At 57.0% G+C, this 22,439-nt stretch carries 27 protein-coding genes and 5 pseudogenes; 25 read left to right on the forward strand and 7 right to left on the reverse strand.

Features of this window, described 5'->3' with window-relative positions:
- Window positions 1-21: 21 nt before the first annotated feature.
- Window positions 22-1,020 (reverse strand): transposase, encoded by a 999-nt coding sequence (locus tag C451_RS01175; RefSeq protein WP_007736773.1) that lies wholly within the window; start codon window positions 1,018-1,020, stop codon window positions 22-24.
- A 301-nt stretch (window positions 1,021-1,321) separates the two neighbouring features.
- Between C451_RS01175 and C451_RS01180 the strand changes: the two genes are divergently transcribed.
- Both C451_RS01180 and C451_RS01185 read left to right on the forward strand, forming a co-directional pair.
- Window positions 1,322-1,975 carry a hypothetical protein gene (locus C451_RS01180; protein ID WP_007736774.1) on the forward strand — a complete coding sequence of 218 codons (654 nt, stop codon included), beginning with the start codon at window positions 1,322-1,324 and terminating at the stop codon, window positions 1,973-1,975.
- A 268-nt stretch (window positions 1,976-2,243) separates the two neighbouring features.
- Window positions 2,244-2,471: a hypothetical protein gene (locus tag C451_RS01185; protein ID WP_152420318.1), complete on the forward strand. Its 228-nt coding sequence runs from the start codon at window positions 2,244-2,246 to the stop codon at window positions 2,469-2,471.
- A 26-nt stretch (window positions 2,472-2,497) separates the two neighbouring features.
- On the opposite strand, the gene C451_RS01190 is transcribed toward C451_RS01185, so the two are convergent.
- The 4 genes and pseudogenes from C451_RS01190 to C451_RS23425 form a co-directional block, all read right to left on the reverse strand.
- Entirely contained in the window at window positions 2,498-2,830 is a 333-nt protein-coding gene (locus C451_RS01190; protein WP_007736776.1) for a hypothetical protein, read from the reverse strand.
- 14 nt (window positions 2,831-2,844) lie between these two features.
- On the reverse strand, window positions 2,845-3,756 hold the full coding sequence (locus C451_RS01195) for a ParA family protein (RefSeq protein WP_007736777.1): 912 nt from the start codon (window positions 3,754-3,756) through the stop codon (window positions 2,845-2,847).
- A 322-nt stretch (window positions 3,757-4,078) separates the two neighbouring features.
- A pseudogene (locus tag C451_RS20375) lies at window positions 4,079-4,268 on the reverse strand (IS5/IS1182 family transposase); the annotation flags it as partial.
- Between the two features lie 107 nt (window positions 4,269-4,375).
- Window positions 4,376-4,534: pseudogene (locus C451_RS23425) on the reverse strand (IS5/IS1182 family transposase); the annotation flags it as partial.
- A 167-nt stretch (window positions 4,535-4,701) separates the two neighbouring features.
- Here C451_RS23425 and C451_RS22730 point away from each other — a divergent pair.
- From C451_RS22730 to C451_RS01215, 4 genes and pseudogenes are all read left to right on the forward strand, one after another.
- On the forward strand, window positions 4,702-5,208 hold the full coding sequence (locus C451_RS22730; protein WP_007736779.1) for a hypothetical protein: 507 nt from the start codon (window positions 4,702-4,704) through the stop codon (window positions 5,206-5,208).
- A gap of 55 nt (window positions 5,209-5,263) precedes the next feature.
- Complete coding sequence (locus C451_RS01210; RefSeq protein WP_007736780.1) at window positions 5,264-6,928, forward strand: SWIM zinc finger family protein; 1,665 nt, start codon at window positions 5,264-5,266, stop codon at window positions 6,926-6,928.
- 632 nt (window positions 6,929-7,560) lie between these two features.
- Window positions 7,561-7,793, forward strand: a pseudogene (locus C451_RS23430) (integrase); the annotation flags it as partial.
- A gap of 156 nt (window positions 7,794-7,949) precedes the next feature.
- The gene (locus C451_RS01215; RefSeq protein ID WP_007736781.1) at window positions 7,950-8,852 is read left to right on the forward strand and encodes a hypothetical protein; all 903 of its coding nucleotides are present in this window, start codon (window positions 7,950-7,952) and stop codon (window positions 8,850-8,852) included.
- Between the two features lie 229 nt (window positions 8,853-9,081).
- Here the strand turns inward: C451_RS01215 and C451_RS01220 are convergent, their stop codons facing one another.
- Entirely contained in the window at window positions 9,082-10,506 is a 1,425-nt protein-coding gene (locus C451_RS01220; protein WP_049912641.1) for an IS4 family transposase, read from the reverse strand.
- A gap of 118 nt (window positions 10,507-10,624) precedes the next feature.
- Between C451_RS01220 and C451_RS01225 the strand changes: the two genes are divergently transcribed.
- Together C451_RS01225 and C451_RS01230 are read left to right on the forward strand one after the other, a co-directional pair.
- Entirely contained in the window at window positions 10,625-10,792 is a 168-nt protein-coding gene (locus tag C451_RS01225; protein WP_007736783.1) for a hypothetical protein, read from the forward strand.
- A gap of 67 nt (window positions 10,793-10,859) precedes the next feature.
- Window positions 10,860-11,027 (forward strand): annotated as a pseudogene (locus C451_RS01230) (helix-turn-helix transcriptional regulator); the annotation flags it as partial.
- Window positions 11,028-11,042: 15 nt separating this feature from the next.
- On the opposite strand, the pseudogene C451_RS01235 reads toward C451_RS01230, so the two are convergent.
- Window positions 11,043-12,300 (reverse strand): annotated as a pseudogene (locus C451_RS01235) (hypothetical protein); the annotation flags it as partial.
- Between the two features lie 111 nt (window positions 12,301-12,411).
- Here C451_RS01235 and C451_RS01240 point away from each other — a divergent pair.
- From C451_RS01240 to C451_RS01320, 17 genes are all read left to right on the forward strand, one after another.
- Window positions 12,412-12,612 (forward strand): ribbon-helix-helix domain-containing protein, encoded by a 201-nt coding sequence (locus C451_RS01240; protein WP_007736788.1) that lies wholly within the window; start codon window positions 12,412-12,414, stop codon window positions 12,610-12,612.
- A gap of 250 nt (window positions 12,613-12,862) precedes the next feature.
- Window positions 12,863-13,726 (forward strand): hypothetical protein, encoded by an 864-nt coding sequence (locus C451_RS01245; RefSeq protein WP_152420319.1) that lies wholly within the window; start codon window positions 12,863-12,865, stop codon window positions 13,724-13,726.
- Window positions 13,727-13,791: 65 nt separating this feature from the next.
- Window positions 13,792-14,130, forward strand: coding sequence for a hypothetical protein (locus tag C451_RS01250; protein ID WP_007736792.1), 339 nt, complete (start codon window positions 13,792-13,794; stop codon window positions 14,128-14,130).
- Window positions 14,130-14,522 (forward strand): hypothetical protein, encoded by a 393-nt coding sequence (locus C451_RS01255; RefSeq protein WP_007736794.1) that lies wholly within the window; start codon window positions 14,130-14,132, stop codon window positions 14,520-14,522. The genes C451_RS01250 and C451_RS01255 overlap by 1 nt, the downstream gene beginning before the upstream one ends.
- Before the next feature lie 185 nt (window positions 14,523-14,707).
- Window positions 14,708-15,883 carry a hypothetical protein gene (locus C451_RS23435; protein ID WP_241431136.1) on the forward strand — a complete coding sequence of 392 codons (1,176 nt, stop codon included), beginning with the start codon at window positions 14,708-14,710 and terminating at the stop codon, window positions 15,881-15,883.
- 68 nt (window positions 15,884-15,951) lie between these two features.
- Window positions 15,952-16,401: a hypothetical protein gene (locus tag C451_RS01265; RefSeq protein WP_049912645.1), complete on the forward strand. Its 450-nt coding sequence runs from the start codon at window positions 15,952-15,954 to the stop codon at window positions 16,399-16,401.
- A 64-nt stretch (window positions 16,402-16,465) separates the two neighbouring features.
- Entirely contained in the window at window positions 16,466-16,933 is a 468-nt protein-coding gene (locus C451_RS01270) for a hypothetical protein (RefSeq protein ID WP_049912647.1), read from the forward strand.
- Complete coding sequence (locus C451_RS01275) at window positions 16,930-17,319, forward strand: hypothetical protein (RefSeq protein WP_007736800.1); 390 nt, start codon at window positions 16,930-16,932, stop codon at window positions 17,317-17,319. Before C451_RS01270 ends, C451_RS01275 begins: the two co-directional genes overlap by 4 nt.
- A 5-nt stretch (window positions 17,320-17,324) precedes the next feature.
- Window positions 17,325-18,038 (forward strand): hypothetical protein, encoded by a 714-nt coding sequence (locus tag C451_RS01280; RefSeq protein WP_007736810.1) that lies wholly within the window; start codon window positions 17,325-17,327, stop codon window positions 18,036-18,038.
- 92 nt (window positions 18,039-18,130) lie between these two features.
- Window positions 18,131-18,361: a hypothetical protein gene (locus C451_RS01285; protein WP_007736811.1), complete on the forward strand. Its 231-nt coding sequence runs from the start codon at window positions 18,131-18,133 to the stop codon at window positions 18,359-18,361.
- A gap of 93 nt (window positions 18,362-18,454) precedes the next feature.
- Window positions 18,455-18,880: a hypothetical protein gene (locus tag C451_RS01290; protein ID WP_152420320.1), complete on the forward strand. Its 426-nt coding sequence runs from the start codon at window positions 18,455-18,457 to the stop codon at window positions 18,878-18,880.
- Between the two features lie 172 nt (window positions 18,881-19,052).
- On the forward strand, window positions 19,053-19,703 hold the full coding sequence (locus C451_RS01295; protein WP_241431137.1) for a response regulator receiver protein: 651 nt from the start codon (window positions 19,053-19,055) through the stop codon (window positions 19,701-19,703).
- A gap of 126 nt (window positions 19,704-19,829) precedes the next feature.
- Window positions 19,830-20,390 (forward strand): NUDIX domain-containing protein, encoded by a 561-nt coding sequence (locus C451_RS01300; RefSeq protein WP_152420321.1) that lies wholly within the window; start codon window positions 19,830-19,832, stop codon window positions 20,388-20,390.
- 54 nt (window positions 20,391-20,444) lie between these two features.
- Window positions 20,445-20,807: a hypothetical protein gene (locus C451_RS01305; protein WP_007736821.1), complete on the forward strand. Its 363-nt coding sequence runs from the start codon at window positions 20,445-20,447 to the stop codon at window positions 20,805-20,807.
- Window positions 20,807-21,226 (forward strand): hypothetical protein, encoded by a 420-nt coding sequence (locus C451_RS01310; RefSeq protein ID WP_080503416.1) that lies wholly within the window; start codon window positions 20,807-20,809, stop codon window positions 21,224-21,226. Before C451_RS01305 ends, C451_RS01310 begins: the two co-directional genes overlap by 1 nt.
- Before the next feature lie 84 nt (window positions 21,227-21,310).
- Window positions 21,311-21,658, forward strand: a complete 348-nt coding sequence (locus C451_RS01315; RefSeq protein WP_007736823.1) for a DUF6788 family protein — start codon at window positions 21,311-21,313, stop codon at window positions 21,656-21,658.
- A 372-nt stretch (window positions 21,659-22,030) separates the two neighbouring features.
- A complete protein-coding gene (locus C451_RS01320; protein ID WP_007736825.1) occupies window positions 22,031-22,336 on the forward strand; it encodes a hypothetical protein in 306 nt (101 codons plus the stop codon).
- Window positions 22,337-22,439: the final 103 nt, after the last annotated feature.

Raw genomic sequence — 22,439 nt, forward strand, 5'->3', positions numbered from 1 at the left:
GAGCGTGTCATAGAATCCGTCTCATGATGTGAGTATCTCGCGGCCAGGGTTGTCTCCTCGTTCATCGTTGGTGATCGCGACGACGACTCGGAGACACAGCGCGAGGAAGACCTGCGCTCGTGCGTGGACGCGGCCTCGGGCGCGGACGGGCCCGAGGCCGCAATCCTTGACTGCGTCATTCGTTCGTTCAACCTGTGTCCGGCGGTTGTACGTCTCGTCTAAGAGAGAGCGCTTGAGCTGAACGTCCTCGCTGTGCTTTTCGATGCGGTCTTCGACCCGGTACTCGATATCGAGCGGATCGTCGGTGTTTCGCGGGTTGTACGGGGCGATTGGCACGACCCCTGCTTCCAGCAGGCGGTCGTGCCAGTCGAGCGTGTCGTACGCACTGTCACCGAGCATCCAGACCGGGTGTTCGACGGCGAGCGCGTCACGCGTGACGCGCATCGCCGTCTCTTCTGGCGCTTGCTTTGCTGGCGTGAACTCCGCTGCGATGGGAATCTTTGCTCCCGACGAGACGATCGTACAGCCAAAGCCGTAGTAGTGCTCTTCAGCAGTTGAGTCGTAGTTCCACGAGGCATCGTCGTTCCACGGAATCGCCTCGACGTGAGTCGAATCGATTCGGTACGTAGAGTCGAGCAGGCCCCGAACGGCGGCCTGCTCGACGAGATGATCAAAGACATCGTCAACGACGTGTTCGAGGTCGGTGAGAAAGCGATCGACCGCGTCTCGCGACGGCGGTCGATCGAAGCCACAGCTCAGCCAAACCAGCGGCTTCTGGAGTTCCCGTGCGACGGGACGAGTGCCGTAGACGTCTTCGTAGTAGCAGTGGAGAAAGCCGCGGAAGAGTTCTGGTGGTTCATGAACTCGTGTTCGCCCCCGTTTGCAGGGGGCGAACACGTCGTACTCCAGCAGAAACTCGAATGAGAGGTACTCAAACAGCGGGACTGTCTCGGTCGCCGCGACATTCAAGAAGTCGTCGACAGAAGCTACGTTTTGCAGGGCGTTGGCTTTGCTGGACACAATTCCAACGCCCTGCAACCTCGTATGTGACGCTTTCTATGACACGCTCNTTCAAGAAGTCGTCGACAGAAGCTACGTTTTGCAGGGCGTTGGCTTTGCTGGACACAATTCCAACGCCCTGCAACCTCGTATGTGACGCTTTCTATGACACGCTCACAGAGCGAAGCCGTTCCTTCCGCCGAAAACCAACGAACCGCATACACCACCCTTTCAGCTATTCTCAAAGCATCCATGAGCTACCGCTGGACCACCAAACCTCGACGACCTCGAAGCGTTCTACTGGAACGAGGCCGCCCCGGCGATGCAAGAGGACGATCTCGATCCCGAAGCCGACCGTCCGTCCTACAAGTGGATGACCGAGCACGGATTCAGTGGCTTCATCAAAGCGCTCCAGCGTGATCATGACCTCACGCCCACCGAGTTCTATGGTCGGCTCAACGTCGGCAGCGACGACGCAGACGACTACTGGGAACTTGACCACAACTCGACGCGCTCAATCCTCAACGAGTACGTCGACGAACTCCTCGATCGCCGCGGGCATCCAGAGATGACCGTCATGCCAATCCGATCTCGTCTCAAGAAGTACACCCACCTCTACGTCGACGTCAACGAGACAGCGGACCTGCTTGCACCGCTCGAAGAAGAACGTGAGCGTCCTGCTGAAATCGACCGCGCGCTCGCAGTCTTCGATGTCTTGGACGAGGTGCTGGGGACGCCTGCCTCGAAGTTCAAGTACCTCGAAGATACGCGCCGGTTCTACGACTACCTCCTCGATGCGGGCCGTGCCGTCTACAACCCGCTCGATCGGATGGAGAAACGTTTCGGGTGGGATCGGCCGGAGTGGGACAACCTGCCCTCGATCGCACGATGTCCGTTCGCTCTACCGAGTTGCCGAAGGTCTCGAAGATCGTCTGCTCGTGATTGGCCTCGCTGGGTGGGGGCTTCGACCTTCTGAGCTGTGTGCGCTTCGTGCTGATCAAGTCAATTTTGGACAGGAAGACGAGAAGTACCCCCATCTGGTGTTTCAGGAAGGAGAACGCAAAAACGGTCCCGGAACGGTTTCGCTGCTCATTGGGATTGAAAACCTCACCGCTCGCACCGATACGCTCGCTGACGACCCTGACTGAGCTGGGTATCTCTTTCCGTCTTCGGCATCCGAGAGTGGGTGTATCGTAACCGACACCATGCGAAACCGCTTTGCTGTGCTTGCTGAGAGTGCAGATGTGACCGTTGCCGGGGAGACGCCTACACCAAAAATGGGCCGGCGGTTCTGGTACTCGCTCTATGGTGACGCAGTACGCCAGATCGCCGAGCGGTACACATCGATTGCCGAAGACCAGGGGAGTTCTGATCCTGGAATCGTCCTTGATAACTACCTTTCAGAAACCGAACGTCGGAAGCACCGACGTGAAGCTATGCATGACGAACTCGCCAATTTGTTAGGTGAGTAAATTCACTGATTCACTGATTCACTGATTCACTGATCAGCGTCTTCTTTTACCAGTTCACGAATCTTCTCTTTCGTCTCTTCGCGGTGTTCGCCGAACGCGACTTCGAAAATCCCACGGTAGAAATGCTTGTTCTTCTCGAGCGTGACGTTCTCTCGTTTCAGCTGCTTTTTCAGCCGCGTGAATGTGACCTCAATATCTTCGCTCTGTTCCGGTTCAACGTATATCGTAGCTGAATCCCAATCCTCCCGGATGTTCAACGGTTCATCATCTACTTCTGTTGTGGTCTCCATCATCTCATGGTCGGCCGCAGCATCCTCGGCTTCTGCTTCGTCTGACGGGTCCTCAAATCGTTCGTTCATTCCTCGGGGCATAGTTATACCTCCACCTGTATTTTCTCGAACGCCCGTTCCATTGTCTCAGCAACCTCTAAGAAGAGGTTGCGCTCCACTTGCTGATCGTTCGCGTCCTCCCATTCGAAAATATCGGAGCCGTTGTCCCACGCGCGCTGTATCGCTACCCGCATTGGGAGTTTGAAAATTGGTGCCAACGACGCATATGATTCGTCGAACACACCGAGGAATTTCTGCGACTGACCATCGTCTCGATACATGTTCGCCAGCAGCCCCACGATTGCGATCTCGATCTGTTGGTTATCCTCAATGGATTCCAACTGGTCCCAGAGGTCGTCAAGGGCATCTCGTGATGTCGCTTGTGTTTGCGCAGCCAAGAAAACGTTCTGAGCTGCGATGAACGCTGCATCCGTCAGGACTGAGAGATCAGGTGGACAGTCGATTAAGATGAAATCGTAGTCGTAGCCGTCGTCAGCTAACTCCTCGAGAGCCGATTTCAACGCGAGACGGGCGCTTGCATCATCCATCCAGTCCCGAGCAAGCCCCATGTCCTTGTGACTCGCCACCAGATCGAAATTCAAGTGCTCGTACTCGTCGTTGTGGATCACTATTTCGGAAAGCGCTGTGTCGTGCGTGCGCGGATTGTCGACGAGGACGTCGAGAAGATTTTCATCATCCGTAGCGAGTGTGTTTGGAAGATCATTCTTAATTCTTGATAACTCATCATCGTCACCTGGACCCAAACCCAGCCCTTTCGTCATATCTGCCTGTGGGTCCATATCGATCGCAAGGACATCGTGGTCCCGAGAGGCCAGTGCCGCTGCACTGTTTATTGTCGCCGTTGTCTTCCCAGTCCCACCTTTCTGATTCCCGAAGGCGGTCGTGGGGATGCCGGTCGATGACGTGACGCCCCATCCACGAGGTGATTCGCCCATAGCTCGATCATTGATTCAATGACTCATAAATCTTCGTCAGACATTCAACGTCGATCTAGAACTCCGAAAACTGAATTCAATGCCACATTCCACTGACAGGCTAAAATTTTATTTGTCCTGCCTGGAGATCAATGAATCATTGACTCATTGAATTTGGGATTTTGGATTGTCTGCTATCCGTGAGTCTTTGAGTAGTGAATTCTGTACCACGATTATTGTTTCAATAACTCATCATTCTATGCAGTAACTGATTCTTTGATTATTTGAAAAACTTCCAACAGAACTCCGTTGTTGTATCGCGATGTGATTCTTAGCTAAAGACGAACGTGCTGTCGAGAGCGACGTGACCGGACTGTGGGTGTTGCTCCGCTGAAACGCGGAGCAACGCCCGCCAGACCCGCATTTCGAGCCGATCGAACGATTTGTAGATCGTGGAGTAGTCCGGAACATCGCTGGGGTCGACTTCGAGGATCTCACGGAGTTCGCTGAAACACCGGAGACGATTTCGGTTTCGCGGTAGCTATACACTTGGATGTGCTTTGTTCAACAGTTTCTCCTCTGATCGGAAGCAATGATCCCTGAACCATCAAGACTCTGAGAAGGGCCAGGGGGAACTCGGGTCCGAGTGTATATGGTCGTCTTCGAGGCGATAACAGTGAATGATGACGTGTTTCCAGCGGGCGAGTCCGTTGGTGGACTCGCCCGCGTTCGTCCCCGAAGCTTGTCTGACCAGACGCTTATTCGTCTTCACGAAGTCGAGGAGATCGACTTCAGCCATATTGGTCTTCCTTGGCTTCGTCCTTACCGATGTGACGGTCTATCCCGCCGTCATCCCTCGATTCAACAGAGCACCGGTCTCGACAAGTAATCGACGGTATCCACGATCATCACCTCCTGGGTGGGTCCGAACATTGAACGGCCGTCCCCACGCAGAGGCAGATACCGATGACCCGCACGTGCGAAGACTGCGGCGAAACGTTCGGGACGTTAACGCGGCTTCGATTACACGACTGCCCGGGACCCGCCGACATCGACGCCGAACAGACACGGAAACTGGTAGCGGAGGGAAAGAGTGGACTCAAGCGCGGGGACGTCGTGTCAGCGCTACCGAATCGTCCGCTTTTGCCTGAGGTAGCTGGCCAGTTGGAGGAAGACGAGGAAGTGTTGACTGTGCTCCCCTTGATGAGCGGCAGTCCCGAGGATGAAACCACTCAACGTCTCCCGCTCCAGATCGTGACGGGCGGATACGTGCTGGAGCATTTTCCGGATGAGGGGTGGGTCGTCGTCCGCACGGTGTGCGGTGCCGACAAGACCGACGAAGAGGTATTCGAGGACCTCATGGAGCAGGTGCAGGACTGGCAGGAAACGGTGACGGATCTCGCGCTGGACTATGCGGCCGGCGGAACGGATATCGGGGAACGGCTTCGGCGGGAGGTGAACCGTGGGCCGTAGGCCTGGTATCGATCGACAGAAGCATGATTTCCCGAGTGATTGCGACGATACATTAATGACCTACACCATCGATCGCATCAAGGACTACTGCACGACTGCGGTCTTCGACCGGGGCGTTGACTACCACGAGGACGGCCGTGTCGTTCGGCTCGACCGGTACGGAGCGACGATCTCGGCGGCCGTCCAAGGCTCCCAGCCCACGCCGTACGCGGTCGAGATCGAATTGGCCGACGATCTGCGCGCCTCGTGCACCTGTCCGTACGACGGGAGCGGGTCCTGCAAGCACGTCGTCGCCACATGGCTCGCGGCTGCTGATGATGACCTGGAAGACGAGCAGCCGGCCGTCGAGCGCCGGCTGGAGCGCGCCGACCCGGACGACCTCCGCGAATTTCTGTCCACGGCGTTCACGGGCGATGTGGACCTCCGGAGGCGGTTTCTCGCGACTGTCAGCGACCAAACTGACGGGCGCACGCTCGCGGACTACAAACGCGAACTGGCCAGCCGGTACCCTGCGGAAGATCGCCAGCCACCGGTTTCGGGACCGCCACAGCGGTTCACCGGGTTCGAACACCGCGCGGAGCGCCTCGAGGAGCGGGACCAGCCGGTTGAGGCGGGACTGATCTATCGTGCCATGGTCGAGGTGCGCGCTGAGGAGACCGACCTCGTGCCCGAGTACCACGAGGACGCCGTCGTTGAGGAACTTGAGGCATTTTTCGAATGCCTCCAAGCGGCCGATCTCTCTCACGAACAGAAGCGGGAGCACATCGAGTATCTTTTCGAAAAATGGCGGTCGGAGGACCGATTCTACCGCTTCTTCAGGGACACGTACGGGTGGATGCTCGACGACCTGTGTTCCACCAAAGCGGACGTGCGGTACTATGCAACACTCCTCGAAGAGCACCTCCCCGACGATCTCCTCGCGGGCGAGAGCGATCCCACCGAAGTCGGGATTTCCGTTCCGTTGAAGACCTATCTGGGCTGCCTCGGGTTTCTCGGGGAGGACGCGCGGGTCCGCGAGTTGTACGAGCAGTACTACCAGGAGAGTCCACTCTTCTATCGGCGCTACGTCGCGTTTCTCCGGGAAATCGGTGACGAATCACGGGCAATCGAGGTTGCGGAGGAGGGTCTCGAGGCATTTGACACTGCGCGGCTCCGTCCCCAGCTTGTCGAACTCTACGAGGGCCGCTCGTCCGAACAGTATGAGTACCACGTCGAACGGCGGTTCGTGGAAGCTCGCGACTGGTCGTGTTACGAAGCCTTGAAGCAGCGCAGCTCGCCCGAGAAATGGGACGAGCGCGTTGCGTCGTTTGAGGAGGAACTGGCCGAGGAAGATCACATCCATACGCTGATCGAACTCTACCTCCGCGAGAAGCGACGAGGAGAGGCGTTCGATCTCGTCATAGAACGTGCCCGAACGGACAACTCACCACGCTCGCTCGGCAGACCCACTGATCGCGGCCTCCCGATCCTGCGGAAATATCGCGACGAACTCGGAGAGTATGATCCAGAGACGTACCACGAGATCTACGAGGAACTGCTTGAGCCGTTCGCCGCTGAAAAGACGGGGCGTGGTCATTACCAGACCATCGTCGGCCACTTAGAGGAGTTGCGCGAGCTTGGCCTCAACGACCGTTTCGAGGCGTTGGTCGATCGCCTCTGTGAGAAACACTCGAACCGTCCAGCGTTCCTCGATGAGATGGCGAAGGCTGATTTGCGGTGACGAGGTAGGTCTCTCTCCTGATTCGTCCGTTCTGGAGTGTGAGCTTCTGTAGCGAAACCCACTCACCACCTGACGTTCAAGATCAGATGGTACCTACCACACGGAGTGATACCAGATGCCAATGATTGACTCACTTCCAGACCGGCCTCTAACCGAGACGGAATTACAGGCCATTCAGCAAGCCGGTAACTACGACTTAGTTCACCCTGTAGAGTGGCACTCACAGGAAGGGGTGTCCTCCAAGTCCGACACAGCAGAGCTCGTTGTTATCGTGGCTGAAGGGTGGTTCAAAATCATCAATCTCTGTTCAAATTGTGGGTGCTGGCACGTGGCGCTGAATGGTGAACGACCGGAGTACGCTGATCCACAGACGTGTTATCAGCTCGCGATTAGGGAGTTATAGTGCTCGATATGTTCTCGGAGGCGCACTCCGGACAAACGACGGTCACGGTAGGGTCGCCGGAAGGGGCGCTCATGCGTTCACTTGACGCGGGTACGTGGCGCATCGGGGATAATCCCTCGGATCGGTGGTGGCGTTCTCCCGTGGTTGGCATGCTTCCGGACCGATCGACGGACGCGTGTCCCGTCGGTTGATACGCCGTCTGCCTCTTCGGTCGTCGTGTGTTGCGTGCTTGGCCTATCTCCTCTCGCACTCCCGGGGTGCGAGGCACGAAGATTCTTCGCGACAGAAGCGACGAGCGACGCTAGGGACTTCGCTGGGAGGACGTTAATCTCGAGGACCGCGACGATGTTTGCGAAAAAGCAGCGTCTCAACCACCGGAGCCTCCCCGAACCGGTGATTCATCCACGACAGGTGTACTGGAGGGCCCTCAACGGTCCAAGTGAAAACTGGCCGTGGTTCCCTCGTTCCATCGGGAGTGATTTTCGCCTTCGGGATGTGGTAGAGAAATTCAATCAATCGACGCCTGACGCGCCCATATCTCCATGAATCGAGAGACACGCACAGAAGCCAGCCCGAAGAGGAGAACGCTTTCAGCCTCGCCGACCGCTGACACATGTGATGGGACGACAAATCGAGCAGGCCGCCGGTGAACGGTTCATCGAACTCTATGGGAATCTGCTCGCGCACGTCAACACCGAATACGATATTGTGAACGGCATCGAGACGTACGACGATCTGCGCGAGCGAGAGGATGCGGAGTTGCGACCGATCCGGAACTGTCTGTACGAAGAGGACACGGAACAACTGATCGCCGATTTCGTCGCGGAGAACCCAGCCGACATCCCCGATGATGAGTTGGAGGCAGTCGAGCAGTGGACGGACTATGTGTTCGGCGAGTTCGTCGTGGTGCGCCACTTGGCGGAGTACGCGGTCTTCCTCGACTGGGAGGAGCCGCCGCAAGCGTTTGGCGTGAAGGCTGCTCACACCCCATTTAGTGCTCACTGGAAGGAGAAGGCGTTGCCATTGCTGGTATCTCAAACTGCACTGTTGCCTTTCGAGGGGAAGATCATAATCGATGGGTGGCTGGCGATCCAGCCGGTCGTCTTCGGCGGCTCCATCAGCACGGACATCGACGACGCCTACGAGGAAGCCAAACATCGGTTTGACATCATCGAGACGCTGCCCGCGTCCGGCAAAGAGGCCGAGACATCCGACACCGAGCAGCTCAGCTTCTACATGAAAAACAAGCGCAACAGAGAGCGGTACGCCAACGAAATCGAGACGCTCACGGACAAGAGTCCGGAGTTGGAGCGCATCTATCACGAGGAGTTGGGCAAGGCACGTGCCCGAAGCTTGGGGCGGGAGCTACGCGACCTCAACCTCAATGAGGCGTACTTCGCCATCTACGACGAGCGGATCATCGCCAGCGGCATCTCCGAGGAGCAAGTCCAGCAGATCCTCGACAAGATCATGCCCGCCGACAAGGGGAACCATCCGTACATCTATCACTTCAATCCATGAGCACGGCGATGGAGCTGAGTTGACATCCTCCCACGCCTGAAGGCCTGTCTCTTACCCATAAGCCAGAAATGGAGAGAAAAACCAATTGAATCTGATTTGAAAAGAGAAAATTAGTCAGGAAATGCTCATTATTCCGGTTAAGTGGCGATTTCCTATCCATTACTATCCAGCGAAACTGGCGACAAGGGTAACTTCATTTCGAGTTTCGCTGAATGAGCGGTGGAAGCGCTCATTCAGTGCCGAGTTCGTAGCCTTCTGCCCACATGCGCAACTTGTTGAGTCCCTTCCACATCGTCTGCCAGCCTGGTGGAGGATCGGAGCCGCGGTCCAGATATCCGCCAAGCTTCGCTACACTTACAGCGTAGGCTTTGCCATCATGGCCACACAGTTCTGGAAATTTCATTTCCAGAACCGTACGCTCTGCCTCACTCAACAAAACATCAGGAGACGTTGGTGTCTCGCCCCGTGCAAGTTTTCGCAGCCGTAGTACTTTCCAGGCAATCACAGAGTACATACTTAGCAACACTTCCATACGCTTCCAAGTCTGAAGTTGCCGTTCTTCGATCTCACATCCCGTCTTCAGCACTTTGTGCCAATCTTCTATTGTCCAGCGAGCACCGTAATATTCGATTACTGTCAGTGCATCATCTAAGTCTTCGACCGATTCAGTGGTGAGCAACACCCACTGAATCGGGTCGTCAGCCTCGCTGATCTCGTCGACCCGCACAACGTTCACTGTTACTGGGTCCTTCCCAGCCGGTGCGTATTGTGGTGGAAGAAGCTCACACGTTCCCGTTACAATCGACAGTTCTGCCTCACGTGCTTGTCTTCCACCGCCTTGCTGAATCTCGATCGTCGTGCGACCTTCCGAGGGAAGGTCGCTACTCCAGTCAAAGAGTTTGTCAATCTCTCCATCCTCTGTTCGTATCCGTCTGTTCTGGTTAGCACGCACGACAAAGCCAGCATCATCTATTTCTTCGACAACTTCGGCGTGAAATGAGAATGCATCCGCTCCTCGATCGTGGACGAAAATCGGTCGAACATCTTCGGGGAGCCAGTTAGTGGCTTGTCTATCACCACGAATCCATTTCTCCTGTTCACTTTCCAACTGAGTCGGCTCATCTTTACCGTTTGTATCGTGTTTGGTGCCAGCCTGTTGGTCTTCGATCAGCGCCTGCTGATCGATGACCCCTGTCATACGATATGTTCGTGGATCAATCCCAATGGTTGAGTGGACTTTGACGCCTTCCAGATCCGTTGTAGAATTTCCGATATCGCCAAGTCCCTCCTTTGATGGATGCCTCGGAAAGACAAGTTCAGTAGTACCGGAGACAACCAAAAGCTCGTCTGTCTGATTCACTCGTGACCATTGTGCCTGCTTATGAGCAGAGAGAATCTCATTCGGGTCCACACTGTCATTATCGCAAAATCGGTATGTAGCCTTTGTGGACGCCCAGCCATCGCAGGCGGCTGGGATGGACTCGGCAGGTGAACTGCCGAGTTCATCGCCAAGTTGAACTAATCGGTCGGTAAGACGCTTATCTCCAAAATCAGCTGATCGAAACTCAGTCCGAATCCAACCTGATACATCCATGTCACACAGCTCCCCTTCAGCATCAACTTCCGGTCGCCAACTCCTCGAACAGCTTCCCATCTCCTATTCTCGCTTCGTCAGCTACGGTTGTAGGACTTATGGGTAAGAGACAGGGCTGAAGCCGTGGGTATTGCGCCTGTCCTTCGTATAAGTGCGAATAGGCGGGAGTACAGGCTGCATGACGGATCTCATCGTCAAAGCGGCGGTCAAAGAACAGCTCGCAGACCAGAACGTCTTATCGGATTTCTACGACGCGCTCGATAGCGAAGTAGCCAACCTGCTGGCGGATGCGGCACGGCGAGCAGAGGCCAACAACCGCAAGACAGTCCAATCTCGCGACCTCTGAATCAGACAGGACAACAGAGTTTCCGAGTTTCGGTGTGTTTTAGTCTTTGAATAACCATCCCTAAGATATGTATGATCTGACTGGCTTCCAGCGCGACCTGCTGTACGTGGCTGCCAGCGAGGACGAACCGAACGGGCTTGAGCTCAAGGACGAACTCGAAGAATACTACGAGAAGGAGATCCACCATGGACGACTCTACCCGAATCTCGACACGCTCGTCGACAAAGGATTGGTGGTGTCGCAAAGTCCTCTAGACTTTGCCTCTGGTAGCCTCCACTGAGAGGTCACAGCTCATGGTTGTTTTGGTTGATCGACTGAGGAGTTCGTCGAAGAACGTTCGGTAGTGACCTGGATTGGCGTACTNCACTGAGAGGTCACAGCTCATGGTTGTTTTGGTTGATCGACTGAGGAGTTCGTCGAAGAACGTTCGGTAGTGACCTGGATTGGCGTACTTCACGAGTCTGAGTTGAAGCAATGCCTCTAACCCGGCTTCTGTCCAGCGCATCCATTGGTTCTTGCATCGGTTCGCTACCTCTCCCATCGCTCGTTCCACGGGGTTCGAGGTCCACGGTACCTCGAACCCCTCAAGAGCCTGCTCGGCGAACGTCACTATCGACGGCAACCACCGCCGGAGATACCCCGCAGCCTTCCTCGAACCGAACTGCGAGAGTTGCCACGCTGTCTTCTCAATACGCTTGGTCGTTCGCGCGATCCGTTCGCGGATCGCCGCGAACTCCTCCTCAGGTCGGTGCTTGGCAACCGAATTCTTCAGATGGAACACCTCGTCGATCACTTCTGTAACGATCTCGGTGCGCCGCTCCAAGGAGAACACGCCGTCATCCCAGAGATTGTAGCCTAGCGTCCGGCCGACGTGGACGAGGTCGAGCTGATGCTTGCGGCTTTCGTCAGTAAATGCCGTGACGATACTGTCATCAGCGTCACTGACGACCGTAGCGTCGTCAGTGACTGCGCCGATGTCATCGAGAGCGGCCGCTGTCNATACTGTCATCAGCGTCACTGACGACCGTAGCGTCGTCAGTGACTGCGCCGATGTCATCGAGAGCGGCCGCTGTCTCGTCCCAGTCAGCATTGATCGACAGATCCAGCAGGGACCGTGAGTCCTCAGCAGTATCCTCGCCGAGCGTTGCTTGAACGGAGTGGTACGATCGATCTTCGTCTTGGCTGTGACACTTCGTTCCGTCGGCGATAATCGCGTCAGCGTCCGTTCCGGCAACACAGTCAGGAAGGAACTGCTTGAGCTTGCTGCCGTATTCTTTGGCACGGCGGTTGATGGTNATAATCGCGTCAGCGTCCGTTCCGGCAACACAGTCAGGAAGGAACTGCTTGAGCTTGCTGCCGTATTCTTTGGCACGGCGGTTGATGGTGTCTGGCGACGGCATCGAGACGAAGCCGTCGCCGTGATCGGCGGCATCTCGATAGCTGAGAGAGGTAGCGAGATCGACGCTCTTGGCCGCGATGTCCTGTTGATAGCGATTCTGCCCGTCGAAGNCACTGGTTATCGCTTTAGCCCACAAATCATCGGAACCAGAGCGAAACCCGGAATAAATGGTTTAAATCGGCGTGCACTTAGTGCACGCCTCTCTAAGTTTGTCTTAGAGATGGCGAAAACGAAATTCGGAGTCTCGATCGACGATGAGATAGCTTCTGAGATCGATGAACTGGTTGATGAGTGCGCTGATCTCGGTGCAAGTCGCTCCGAAATCGTCGAGGCTATCCTGACGGCGTATCTCGAATCAGACGTTGAGCACGGCTCTCGGGTCCGTGAACTCATCATCTGCCGTCGGAAGGGTACACTCTAACTGATTCTAAACTGCGTGCACTCGGTGTACGCTGTTTAGCAACTGTTTCATCCGAATTAGTTAATATTCTAACCAGAACTGTCCGCTAAAGCGATAACGAGTGNGATTCTAAACTGCGTGCACTCGGTGTACGCTGTTTAGCAACTGTTTCATCCGAATTAGTTAATATTCTAACCAGAACTGTCCGCTAAAGCGATAACGAGTGACCAGCCACGGTTTTTCTCCCCCGTAGGGGTGGAGGGAACAACCAATGTCGACAGAGAGTCACACATACGACGAGAGCAGCGCTACCGCGTCGATTCAACCAGACGATGTGGATACAGATACGGCCGAAACGGAGTGTCCAACGCTCACGGCAGCGGTTTCAGTTGGGCGCGTGCAGCGATTCCTCGATGCGATTCGGACGGTCAACGACGAGTTCCAGCTCGAAGTCACGCCAGACGGACTGACCGGGAACGTCGTCAACGACAGTCGAACGACGATGGGGAGCGTGCGTCTCGACGCGAGTGCGTGCGAGAGCTACCAAGCGACGGCCGGCAAGATCACTATCCAAACGAGTCGCCTGCGAGAGGTGACGCGCATGACCTCGAACCGCGACGTGATGCGCCTCACGCTCGATGGGGACAGCCAGACGCTCAACGTCGAAGCGGACGGGGTGGAGTGTTCGCTTCAGATGAACGAAAGTACCCAGATGTCCGCGGTCTCCGAACTCGATGAAGCAGACCATCCATCGGTCTGTGTGCTCGAAGGCGGCGAGCTGAAGCGGGTCATGAAGGCCGCCGGCCATGTCGCTACAGAAGTCGATTTCCGGATCGAACACACTCGCGAACGCTTCGTCGCGGAAGCCAACGGCGATAGCGATCGACTCGTTGCACCCCACGAGGCAGCCGATATCGAAGAGTTGCTCGTCGGTGCTGTGCCAGTCGCGTCAACGTTCAATCTCGGCTACCTGCGCCAGATCAGACGGCCGATCCACAAGCGAACCGAAGTCACGCTCGCGCTCGGGACGGACAGTCCCCTTCTGGTCGCGTTCGACATTGCCGATGGCGCAGGCCACGTCGAGTACAGTATCGCGCCCGTCGTCACCACTGATGACGACGAGGGCGACGAGTAGCCCAGTCGAGAGAAAGGGAGAATTCCGCCTGTTCACTGTCAGACCACCTGCTACCAGATTCAACCATGACCATTGACCAGAAACGCGAGACGGTCGTCTCTCTGCTGCGAAAGACCGACCGCGATCACCACCACAAGGGCAGCTCGACAGCATCGCTCAGGGCCCTCACGTACACCGCGAAATCGACCCGGTTGGGACGATGTAGTGTCGAGCGTGCTTACTCGTTGCTCACGAGCTACCAGACAGGCACGTGGGGAGTGACAGCCGACCAGCTTCGGGACCGGCTCCGTATCGACGCGCTCGGTGTCGCCGAGTACGACGACCCGTTCGACGGCCAGCCGTTTCGGAGCGCGGAGCTCGACCGGCTTATCGAACAACTCCATCGATACCGAGAGGTGAATTGATGGGTCGAATCACAGAACGGACGCAGGTTATCGATGCCATGGAGGCCGCCGCCGATGGTCACGACAGTTCCGAACTGCTCGGGGACTGTCCATACAACGCACGCAGGCTGTACGACGAACTCCGTGAGCGTGATATTACCGCCTACATCGTTCGTGGCGGACTCGACCATCCGGATGAAGACAGTCAGCCATCGTCGATGGATGAGGCAATGGAGCTGGGGGTTGTCCACTGGTGGGTCGAAGCACTCGCCGCCGACGACTGGCTCACAATCGATCTTGCTGCCGAAGATCCCAACCGCTACAGAGACCAGCTGCTGACCCCGCGACGCCCGGCAACGTACATCCCCTTCGAGATCGACCCGCGGGACAGCGAGATGTTCGCAACGCGCTGAGCAGGAACAGCAGGCTCGGCCACACCATTGTTTTTCATCTCCATGAGGAGCGAGAGGTCTGAAACCATGTCAAACGAAGCGAATCAACTCCGCTGCCGGAGCTGCGGAGCCCAGACGAGCGAAGCAGATGGTGCAAAGATCGTGCGCGGCGAGCGTATCCTCGGCGTCCGGGCGTACTGCCCACAATGCCAATGAACGAGCACACCGACAGCAGTAGTGACCGCGAACTGACTACCGAAATGACGCCACGCCTGTCCGAAACCGACTACGAGGTCAAGGTCAAGGTGCTCGCAGAACGGATGCTGCGAGAGCTTGCCAATGACACAGGGGTGCTCACGCCGTTCGATACTACTGACGTTCGGACGCTCTTGAGCGAGACGGTAACGATTTACGAGAATTTCCCGTTCAGTATCCTCGAACATGGCCAGCACAAGCCGAGAGCGGATGTGTGGCCATGGATCGACGACGCTGTGCCGAAAGAGAGTCTGCGACGGCAGGCACTCGGTATCCTCGCCGGAGACGTCTTCAAGCGCCTCAACCAGTTTGCCCAATCCAAGAAATACACCTACCGGCAAGACGGAGCGACCTACGTTCGCAAGACAGTTAATCAAACGGAGGCAGGAAACACCGCTCAAGAGGCCGATACCAGCAACAACAGCACCGCTAGCAGACGAGACGGATATCGGAGTACAGATTCACCGAACGAGAACCCAGCAGTGGACGAACGCGCCCCCGGATGGGAGCTCCCGACGGACGATGAAGGAGAGCCGGACTACGAGGCTACCATCGAGCAGATTGGCCTTGAGTACGACCAGCTCTTCAACATCGACACCGACTACTACCGCTATCGCGGGCGTCGTGGTGACGACATCATGGTGGCACCCCAGTCGGAGTATGCTGACCTCGCAGACGATGCGTTCGCGATTCCATTCGTCTGGGCGGCCTACTGTGAGGGGCGCATTGGCCACGGAGCGCCGGTCACGGGTCCCGGAATGGTCCGTGGCATCTCCAACGCATCCGGAGACTCTTTCGTCAAGCTGCAGCCATCAGACCGGAACTCGGCTGATTCGTTCACGCGAATCGGTCTCAACGGTGTCCCCGAGCGCGGTGCGTTCTTCGTCGACTACAGCTACGGCGAGGATCTGCCGGCACTCACGCTCTACGACGCCACCGACCGCGAGCAGCCCGCCTACCAGTTCCTCCTGCCGACTCGTGAGCATCCAACGGTACAGATGGTCCGCGATTCCACGAGCCACCTGCTGGCAAAGCTTCCCACAGAACTCCGTGAGCGCATCGAGAGTGAACACGGTCATGAACACGAACATGGAAGTAAAGACGAGGACAAGAAGCCAGACCAATGACGCCATCGAGCAGACCAACAGGCCGCATCAGCCTCGTTGTGCGGAGCTCAAAGAGAGGATCGTGAAACATGGGACACCACTGCGACACATGCGGGCAGGAGTTCACCACCCTCACGAGAAAACGACTCCACGACTGTGCAGGAAGCCCTGCAGAGATGCGTGATCTCCCCGACGGTCTCGCAGACGGGTTGCCGGATCGGTTTCTCACGATGGACGAAGCCGCTGCGCTGGACGAGAGCGGAGTACAGCGATTCTTCCCGCTTCTCAGTCTCGGCGGCTTCAACGCCTCCGGGAAGGTGATCGCCGGCTACGCCAAAACCATAGACGGACATCTCCTACTTGCGTTCAACGGCGAGGACGACACCTGGTACGTAGTCGAGGAAAACAGCGATGCTGCCCTCTTTGAACGCGATGAGGACGATCTGCTGTGGTACGTATGCAAACGGAGCGAAGCCGACGTAGGGGACGTGTACGGCTACGATTCGAGCGATCCTGATTATCCGCAGCTCGGCATGTAACTCTCGTTTTTCTTCCTCGAGAGCGGTGAGGGACAGCGAAACCAGTTCTGTTCCCGTGAACACCATGGCAACACTGCAAGCTACCACCAGTTCGACGTGGAGCAAAGTCGATCCGGAGGCGAAAGACCGGATCGAAGCAATCGCCGACGAGTACAACTTCTGGGGTGCACACACCGAAGTCAACATCGAGGTGAAAGAAAGTCCCGACGAAGAGACCATCATCAGCATCTACGGCTATGCCGCGTTCGACCCGTCGAAACCCATCTACGAAGATGGGTCAGTTGTCGACCACGAATACGGCCATGCCGAGGAGTTCCTCGAACGGATCGCTCCCCACCTCGAAGAGCATCTCGTGATCGAGACGATCGGTCACGAGAAAGCTCGCTTCCCGCTGCTTGCCGGTCAATGGAGCGTCTGGCCCGATGGCACTGTTCAGTACGACTCGTTCGACCACAGTCCAGAAAAACCCGACTCCAGTGAGCAGGACGATCAGTCAGACAGCGTCGGCGAGTCGGAAGGAGTCACACAATGAGCAACTCAATAGAGTCCCAGCGCCAGCTTTCGGCCGGTGCTGACGAGACTATCGCGCCGACCGTGATGGCCAATCATGAAGTAGCGGATCTCGATTTCCAGAGTGCGCTCGACGCACTCCGCGAGGACATTGACGGCTACGGCGATCGTATTCACGCGAGTGCAGCCGTCCTCCGGGCCACTGACGATCTCGACATCGAGACGAACCTGCTGACGCACCCTCGGGTCGAGCAGGCGATCTGGCGATACGAGCACGATCCCGACAGAGTTCGCCGGCAGATCGACCTCACCATCGAGCGCGAAGATGCAGCGACTACCGTCGACGAGGTCGTCGCAACGTTCCGCGTGGCCGCTGTCCGGCTCGACACACCTCTCAAAACTGATTGAGTGGCATGGTCAACAAACCACCTCTCCCCGAGGGATTCGGCCTTCCCGCAGAGGTGAATGGGTGGGTCCACACGCCGAAATCGAACAAAAACGGCCACGTCTGGATCAGCGAGTCAGCACAGCGGTCGGTCGGCGTCTTCTCCGGCATTACTGATCGTGTTCGTGTCGCCGTCTTCGACGACCGTGTAGACGGCTTCTGCAGCAAGATTCAACCCGTGGAACGCTCGCTCGAGGATGGCGAGACGCAAGCTGAAGCGACGGCGTGGGGTGTCGAGCGCGCGGTCGCGTGGATGGAACGACAGATTCCGGAGCGCTGGGACCACCCACACGTCGAAGAGGCAGTGTTCGACCCGCCGGTTGGCTTCGTTCTCGATCGATACTACCTCGAAGAGCGCGAGCATACCGTCTGCTACCGGCAGGGAGATACCGAGAAGGCCGTCAGCATGGTGGGTGGACGTCCTCCGGAGACAGAACCGAGTCTGGAGACGCGAGCATATCTCTACGTCGAAGTGTGGCGCGGGAGCGGGAACGCGACGATTGCCCTCGCGCCGTGGCTGCGAGCGCACGACCACGAGAAACACGAAATCGCAAACCCGCCAGAAGAATGCGGGCTCGCTGTCGCCCTGAAACTGGCACGCGAGTGGGTCCAGGAGGAGGCCGGCCAGACGCGAGACAGCCCCGCGATTGGACAGAGCGACCTCGGAGCGTGGTCAGGATGATCCGAGTCGGCGTACACAGGTTCAGTTCCTCCTGTTGAGATCCGACAATATATCTGCGAGTTGTTCCAACAAGCGCACAATAGAAGGAGCCTATGCCACGAAACCCCCGCACGCCGCTGTCGGCCACAGCGAAGGAAGCTCTTGAACACCTCACAGATGCAATCCCCGACCGCGAGGAACAGGGCTGTCCACGGGACGAAGCACACCAATTCTTAGTCGATGATGAAGCGTTCTCTCACAAGCAGGCAGAGCGGGCAATCCACCAACTGCTCATGCGGGGCTACCTCTATGAGGTCGAAGGACAGCTGTTCGTCACTACCTGAACAGCCTCAAGCGACACTTTTCTGCGAACAGCAAAGGCGACTATGATGCTTTCAGCGGTTTGTCCTCTCCAGAGGGGGTAGAGGATACTGATGATGGGAGACAGCACAGACAGCGACAGCACCGAGACGACAACCGAAGAACGAGTCACGATCACGCTCACGGACTACCCAGTTCCGGTCGCCGAAGACGACCGCGAAACCGGACTGGAAGCACTCGAAGACGCCATCAGCCAACTCCTTGACGTCAACATCGCACCAGCCGACATCACGGCGAGAGTCGGCCATCACTATGTCCAGATCGGCGACGACTGTCCGCGTTGTGGTGGCACGCTCGAACTCCGCGAGTACACCTACTGTGACAATGGGGCCGTCGCAGAGGCCAACTGCGCCCACGCTCCCGACTGTGAGTGGAGAGGCCGCGCCATCTACCGCATGATCGACCTCGAAAGCGGTCCCGTCTCGGATGTCGAGAGTGCTGTTGCCAGCGGCGACATGACACCCTCATATTATCCATACTGACAAGAGCCGGTAGCAGGCTGGATTCATCACATCATCCGATATCATGTGTTTGAGGCCTGGTATCGGCCGATAACAACGAAAATATGGTGTGTCCAGCCTGCTTCTAGATCGGGAACACTGCGCTCCACCAACTGGAACAAACATTCAAGTAGTAGAGTGAACAACTACACAGTTGAAGACGAGACGATTCATGGACGGGACGAACACTGACAGCGAGAAAGTCGAACAGCTTACAGACATTTTTCACGAAATCACCGGCGAATCTTCCACCACCGAACGCCAACACGAGGATCGCTGGGCATCTGTCTCTGCGGACAACTCCAACGGCGACGACACGATCCGGAGCATCATCCATGAGATGACCAACAAGTACGGGATTCAGACCTCGCTCGACGAGGACGAACTCGTCACAGTCGTCCGGCGCTGCCACGCTGGAGAGGGAGACAGAGAGATCGCTCGAACGCTCGGCACGCCGAACCGCGACAAGACGATCGCTCGCGCCCGGATCAGTCTCCACCTCTTCCGAGACACTGATTTCGACGCACCGTTCGGGCTGTCGCAACTGCGCGAGCTCCTCGATCAAGATGCATCGAATGAAGAGATCGCCGACACTCTCTCGGCGAGCAAGAGTACCGTTCGCGCCTACGCGCGCGTACTCGCGGCTGAAGCCGAAGCCGAACAAGCCAGTCACGAGTACCAATCCCGGTTCGAGCAGGCACTCACCGAGACGGAAACGGACAGCGACGACACTGACCAGTTCAGCGAAACGGTGTCTCCAACCGCGTATGCGAGCGGTCTCGAAGACGCTGTTGGAAGCAGCTGATTGGCCAACACCTTTATTAGTATCTGAATATGTTTGTTGGATAGGGTAATTGCCCTAGTGATGCCAAGCAGCGGATCGTTCCCTTCGTCGAAACACCACGGGAATTGTTCCCCCCTTCACCCTGCTATGTCAATATATACGCCCAACTTCTGTCCCCGCTGCGGTACCGAACTGGAGCCAGACGAGTTCGATGGCGATACACGTGGGTACTGCTCGGTCTGTGAAACCCACGTATTCCACTTGCCGAGTCCAGCTGCGGGAGTGGTTGTTCTCGATGATGATCGCGTGTTGTTGATCCAACGAGATCGGCCACCGTTCGAGGGACAGTGGGAGCTTCCTGCCGGCGTCATCGAGCATGGCGAGACGCCACGCGAGGCGGCTGCCAGAGAACTCGCCGAAGAAACCACACTCGATGTCGCTCCAGACGCGCTCACGCTCACCAAATCGGGAGGACATGCTCTTGGAGCGACGGGGAAGGGTGGCGAAAAGAATAAGAATTCATCTGATTCGGATGTGTTCGTCGTCGAGACCACCTTCGCAGTGAGTCGCAGCGAAACCACAGGCGAGCCGACCGCTGGCGGGGGTGAACGCGCGGCGCGCTTCTGGCCGCTTGCGGAAATCCGCCCAGCCCTTCGGCCCGGCGAACACGAGCGAATTCACCACTCGACACAGGCCCTCGACAGCTGAGACAGCCCCAGCAGAACCCGTTTTTCTGCGCCCGGAGCGGTGAGGCAGAAACAGATGAGCAAGCATTCAGACTTCGGTATTCAGACCCGATGGTTCACCATCGAACTCACCATCTGCCAGTTCCGCGAGAGCTACTGGCCGACAGCATACAGTGATTCCAGCAGCGTGGATCTCTTCGTTCCATTTCCCGGAAACCGGACGCTGTGGGCCGCGGCGAGTTCACGCTGGCTCGCAGAACAGCTCGGCATCGATCCACTCGACTCCGAAGCGCTCGCAAACGTCGTGCCCGAGCCGCCTCACAAGTGCAAAGTGGAGGGTTGTGAATTCGAGACCGAGGACTACGGCACGTTTCTCACTCACGACGAACGCGAGCACGCTCCTGAAGCCAACCGTCACGCGGAACAGGAGGGTCACTGATGGGGGTACGTGGACGATCACCGGACGGTGCGACCGAAACCCCACCTCGCATCAAAGAGGCGCTTACAGACGCTCACAATGAGTGGTCTGTCGAGGTCGAAGAGGTTTCCGGGCAGATGGTGATCGAAGCCGAACGAGAGCAATTCCACCCCAACGGCAGCAGTGCGGGCGCACTCGCACTTGATCACCCAAAGAAGGCCGGTTGGGAAGTTCTCGCACCGGGCAATCGGGATGTCCGGTGGCGAGCGATGTACGACACCGGTGGCGAGGCAGCTGTCGCGCTCGCCGAGATCACGAACATCTTCGAAGCACGCCGGTCGATCAAGCACGAACGGCCTTCGGATTGGACAGTGCGCGCTTACTACACAATTGAGACGATTCTGTTGGACAGTCTCAAGGACGACAATCAGACCATCTGATCGGAGACAGGACGACTTGGCATCACTACCTTATGTAACAACAAGCATCCTTATGTAGGTCTGGATGTTACATAAGGTACAATCATGGCTTCAGAAGAGCCGCCGGCTGCTCCGGGTTCACTACCGAAGTATCTCCGCAAGGGGTTCCCGAAACAAGAGCGCGAATCGCTTCTGGAAACCCGTGAGTATATCGACGAACTGCTCGAATGGACTCAACAGCCGATCGACAACGATGAATTGCCGGACGACGCCGATCCCGTTGACGAAGACGGAAGTAGTGCAAAAGGCGGGACCGTCGTGATGGAGAAGGTCACGTGCGGCGACGAAACCTGCAAATGCATGAAAAAAGGCGAGAAGCACGGGCCGTACAAGTATCTCTATTATCGGAAAGCCGACGGAACGCTCACGTCCGACTATATCGACAACCGGTGATTGCTCAGCGAGCGATCCGCCTCGGTTTCTCTACAAGCCTTATGTAACAATACGGCAGGCAGAAAGGCGAACTGTTACATAAGGCAATGAGACACTACACCACTGCTTCCGGAGCAACTCTGGCTATACCCTCGTTTTTCTCACCCGAGGGTGGTGGAGGATTTCCAGCATGGAAAGCTCACCACAGCCCCCAGCGAAGCAGCATATCGAAAGCACAGACCATCAGCAGCATCCAAACACCCGGACGCTAGATCCAAGCGAACTCGCCGGGAAGGTCGGAGAAGTCTCCGAGCCGGAAAGCCCCGAAGAAGAATGTGCAGCGGCACACCGATCGGGCGAAATGTTCGAAGGCAGCTACCGAGGTGACGGACGATGAGCGACCTCGCAGACAGCCGCGTGGATGAAATTCTGGAAGACGAGACGGAAGCAGAGCAGCACGGCCTCTTCGCTCGCCTAACTCGACGGGAGAACGACCGCTATGCAGTCGAGATCTCGACAGCGCTCCAGTCTGGCGGCCACGAGGAGCAGTGGTACCCGGTCGGTGGGTCGGTTGGGTACGACGCAAGCGTGTTCGACGCCGAAGCAGACGCTCGCGACTACTTCGAGGATCTGACCACCCTCAGCAGCGAGGCGATGTGGGAAAAATACGGCGAGCAGGGGTTGTGGGTGACCCGATAGCAAGCTCTTTGCCCCTTATGTAACAAACCATATCTCACTAACTTCATTTGTTACATAAGGCCTGAAACACCGCCGAGCGCTACCGCAGCACGGGGTGCATCAG

It is taken from the genome of Halococcus thailandensis JCM 13552 (assembly GCF_000336715.1).
GTDB lineage: Archaea > Halobacteriota > Halobacteria > Halobacteriales > Halococcaceae > Halococcus > Halococcus thailandensis.

What these genes read in the sequence shown, in the direction of transcription:
- C451_RS01180 (WP_007736774.1), top strand. Translation starts at nt 1,322, where the DNA reads ATGCAAGAGGACGATCTCGATCCCGAAGCCGACCGTCCGTCCTACAAG.
- C451_RS01190 (WP_007736776.1), bottom strand. Translation starts at nt 2,830, where the DNA reads ATGAACGAACGATTTGAGGACCCGTCAGACGAAGCAGAAGCCGAGGAT.
- C451_RS01195 (WP_007736777.1), bottom strand. Translation starts at nt 3,756, where the DNA reads ATGGGCGAATCACCTCGTGGATGGGGCGTCACGTCATCGACCGGCATC.
- C451_RS22730 (WP_007736779.1), top strand. Translation starts at nt 4,702, where the DNA reads ATGACCCGCACGTGCGAAGACTGCGGCGAAACGTTCGGGACGTTAACG.
- C451_RS01210 (WP_007736780.1), top strand. Translation starts at nt 5,264, where the DNA reads ATGACCTACACCATCGATCGCATCAAGGACTACTGCACGACTGCGGTC.
- C451_RS01215 (WP_007736781.1), top strand. Translation starts at nt 7,950, where the DNA reads ATGGGACGACAAATCGAGCAGGCCGCCGGTGAACGGTTCATCGAACTC.
- C451_RS01220 (WP_049912641.1), bottom strand. Translation starts at nt 10,506, where the DNA reads ATGGGAAGCTGTTCGAGGAGTTGGCGACCGGAAGTTGATGCTGAAGGG.
- C451_RS01225 (WP_007736783.1), top strand. Translation starts at nt 10,625, where the DNA reads ATGACGGATCTCATCGTCAAAGCGGCGGTCAAAGAACAGCTCGCAGAC.
- C451_RS01240 (WP_007736788.1), top strand. Translation starts at nt 12,412, where the DNA reads ATGGCGAAAACGAAATTCGGAGTCTCGATCGACGATGAGATAGCTTCT.
- C451_RS01245 (WP_152420319.1), top strand. Translation starts at nt 12,863, where the DNA reads ATGTCGACAGAGAGTCACACATACGACGAGAGCAGCGCTACCGCGTCG.
- C451_RS01250 (WP_007736792.1), top strand. Translation starts at nt 13,792, where the DNA reads ATGACCATTGACCAGAAACGCGAGACGGTCGTCTCTCTGCTGCGAAAG.
- C451_RS01255 (WP_007736794.1), top strand. Translation starts at nt 14,130, where the DNA reads ATGGGTCGAATCACAGAACGGACGCAGGTTATCGATGCCATGGAGGCC.
- C451_RS23435 (WP_241431136.1), top strand. Translation starts at nt 14,708, where the DNA reads ATGCCAATGAACGAGCACACCGACAGCAGTAGTGACCGCGAACTGACT.
- C451_RS01265 (WP_049912645.1), top strand. Translation starts at nt 15,952, where the DNA reads ATGGGACACCACTGCGACACATGCGGGCAGGAGTTCACCACCCTCACG.
- C451_RS01270 (WP_049912647.1), top strand. Translation starts at nt 16,466, where the DNA reads ATGGCAACACTGCAAGCTACCACCAGTTCGACGTGGAGCAAAGTCGAT.
- C451_RS01275 (WP_007736800.1), top strand. Translation starts at nt 16,930, where the DNA reads ATGAGCAACTCAATAGAGTCCCAGCGCCAGCTTTCGGCCGGTGCTGAC.
- C451_RS01280 (WP_007736810.1), top strand. Translation starts at nt 17,325, where the DNA reads ATGGTCAACAAACCACCTCTCCCCGAGGGATTCGGCCTTCCCGCAGAG.
- C451_RS01285 (WP_007736811.1), top strand. Translation starts at nt 18,131, where the DNA reads ATGCCACGAAACCCCCGCACGCCGCTGTCGGCCACAGCGAAGGAAGCT.
- C451_RS01290 (WP_152420320.1), top strand. Translation starts at nt 18,455, where the DNA reads ATGGGAGACAGCACAGACAGCGACAGCACCGAGACGACAACCGAAGAA.
- C451_RS01300 (WP_152420321.1), top strand. Translation starts at nt 19,830, where the DNA reads ATGTCAATATATACGCCCAACTTCTGTCCCCGCTGCGGTACCGAACTG.
- C451_RS01305 (WP_007736821.1), top strand. Translation starts at nt 20,445, where the DNA reads ATGAGCAAGCATTCAGACTTCGGTATTCAGACCCGATGGTTCACCATC.
- C451_RS01310 (WP_080503416.1), top strand. Translation starts at nt 20,807, where the DNA reads ATGGGGGTACGTGGACGATCACCGGACGGTGCGACCGAAACCCCACCT.
- C451_RS01315 (WP_007736823.1), top strand. Translation starts at nt 21,311, where the DNA reads ATGGCTTCAGAAGAGCCGCCGGCTGCTCCGGGTTCACTACCGAAGTAT.
- C451_RS01320 (WP_007736825.1), top strand. Translation starts at nt 22,031, where the DNA reads ATGAGCGACCTCGCAGACAGCCGCGTGGATGAAATTCTGGAAGACGAG.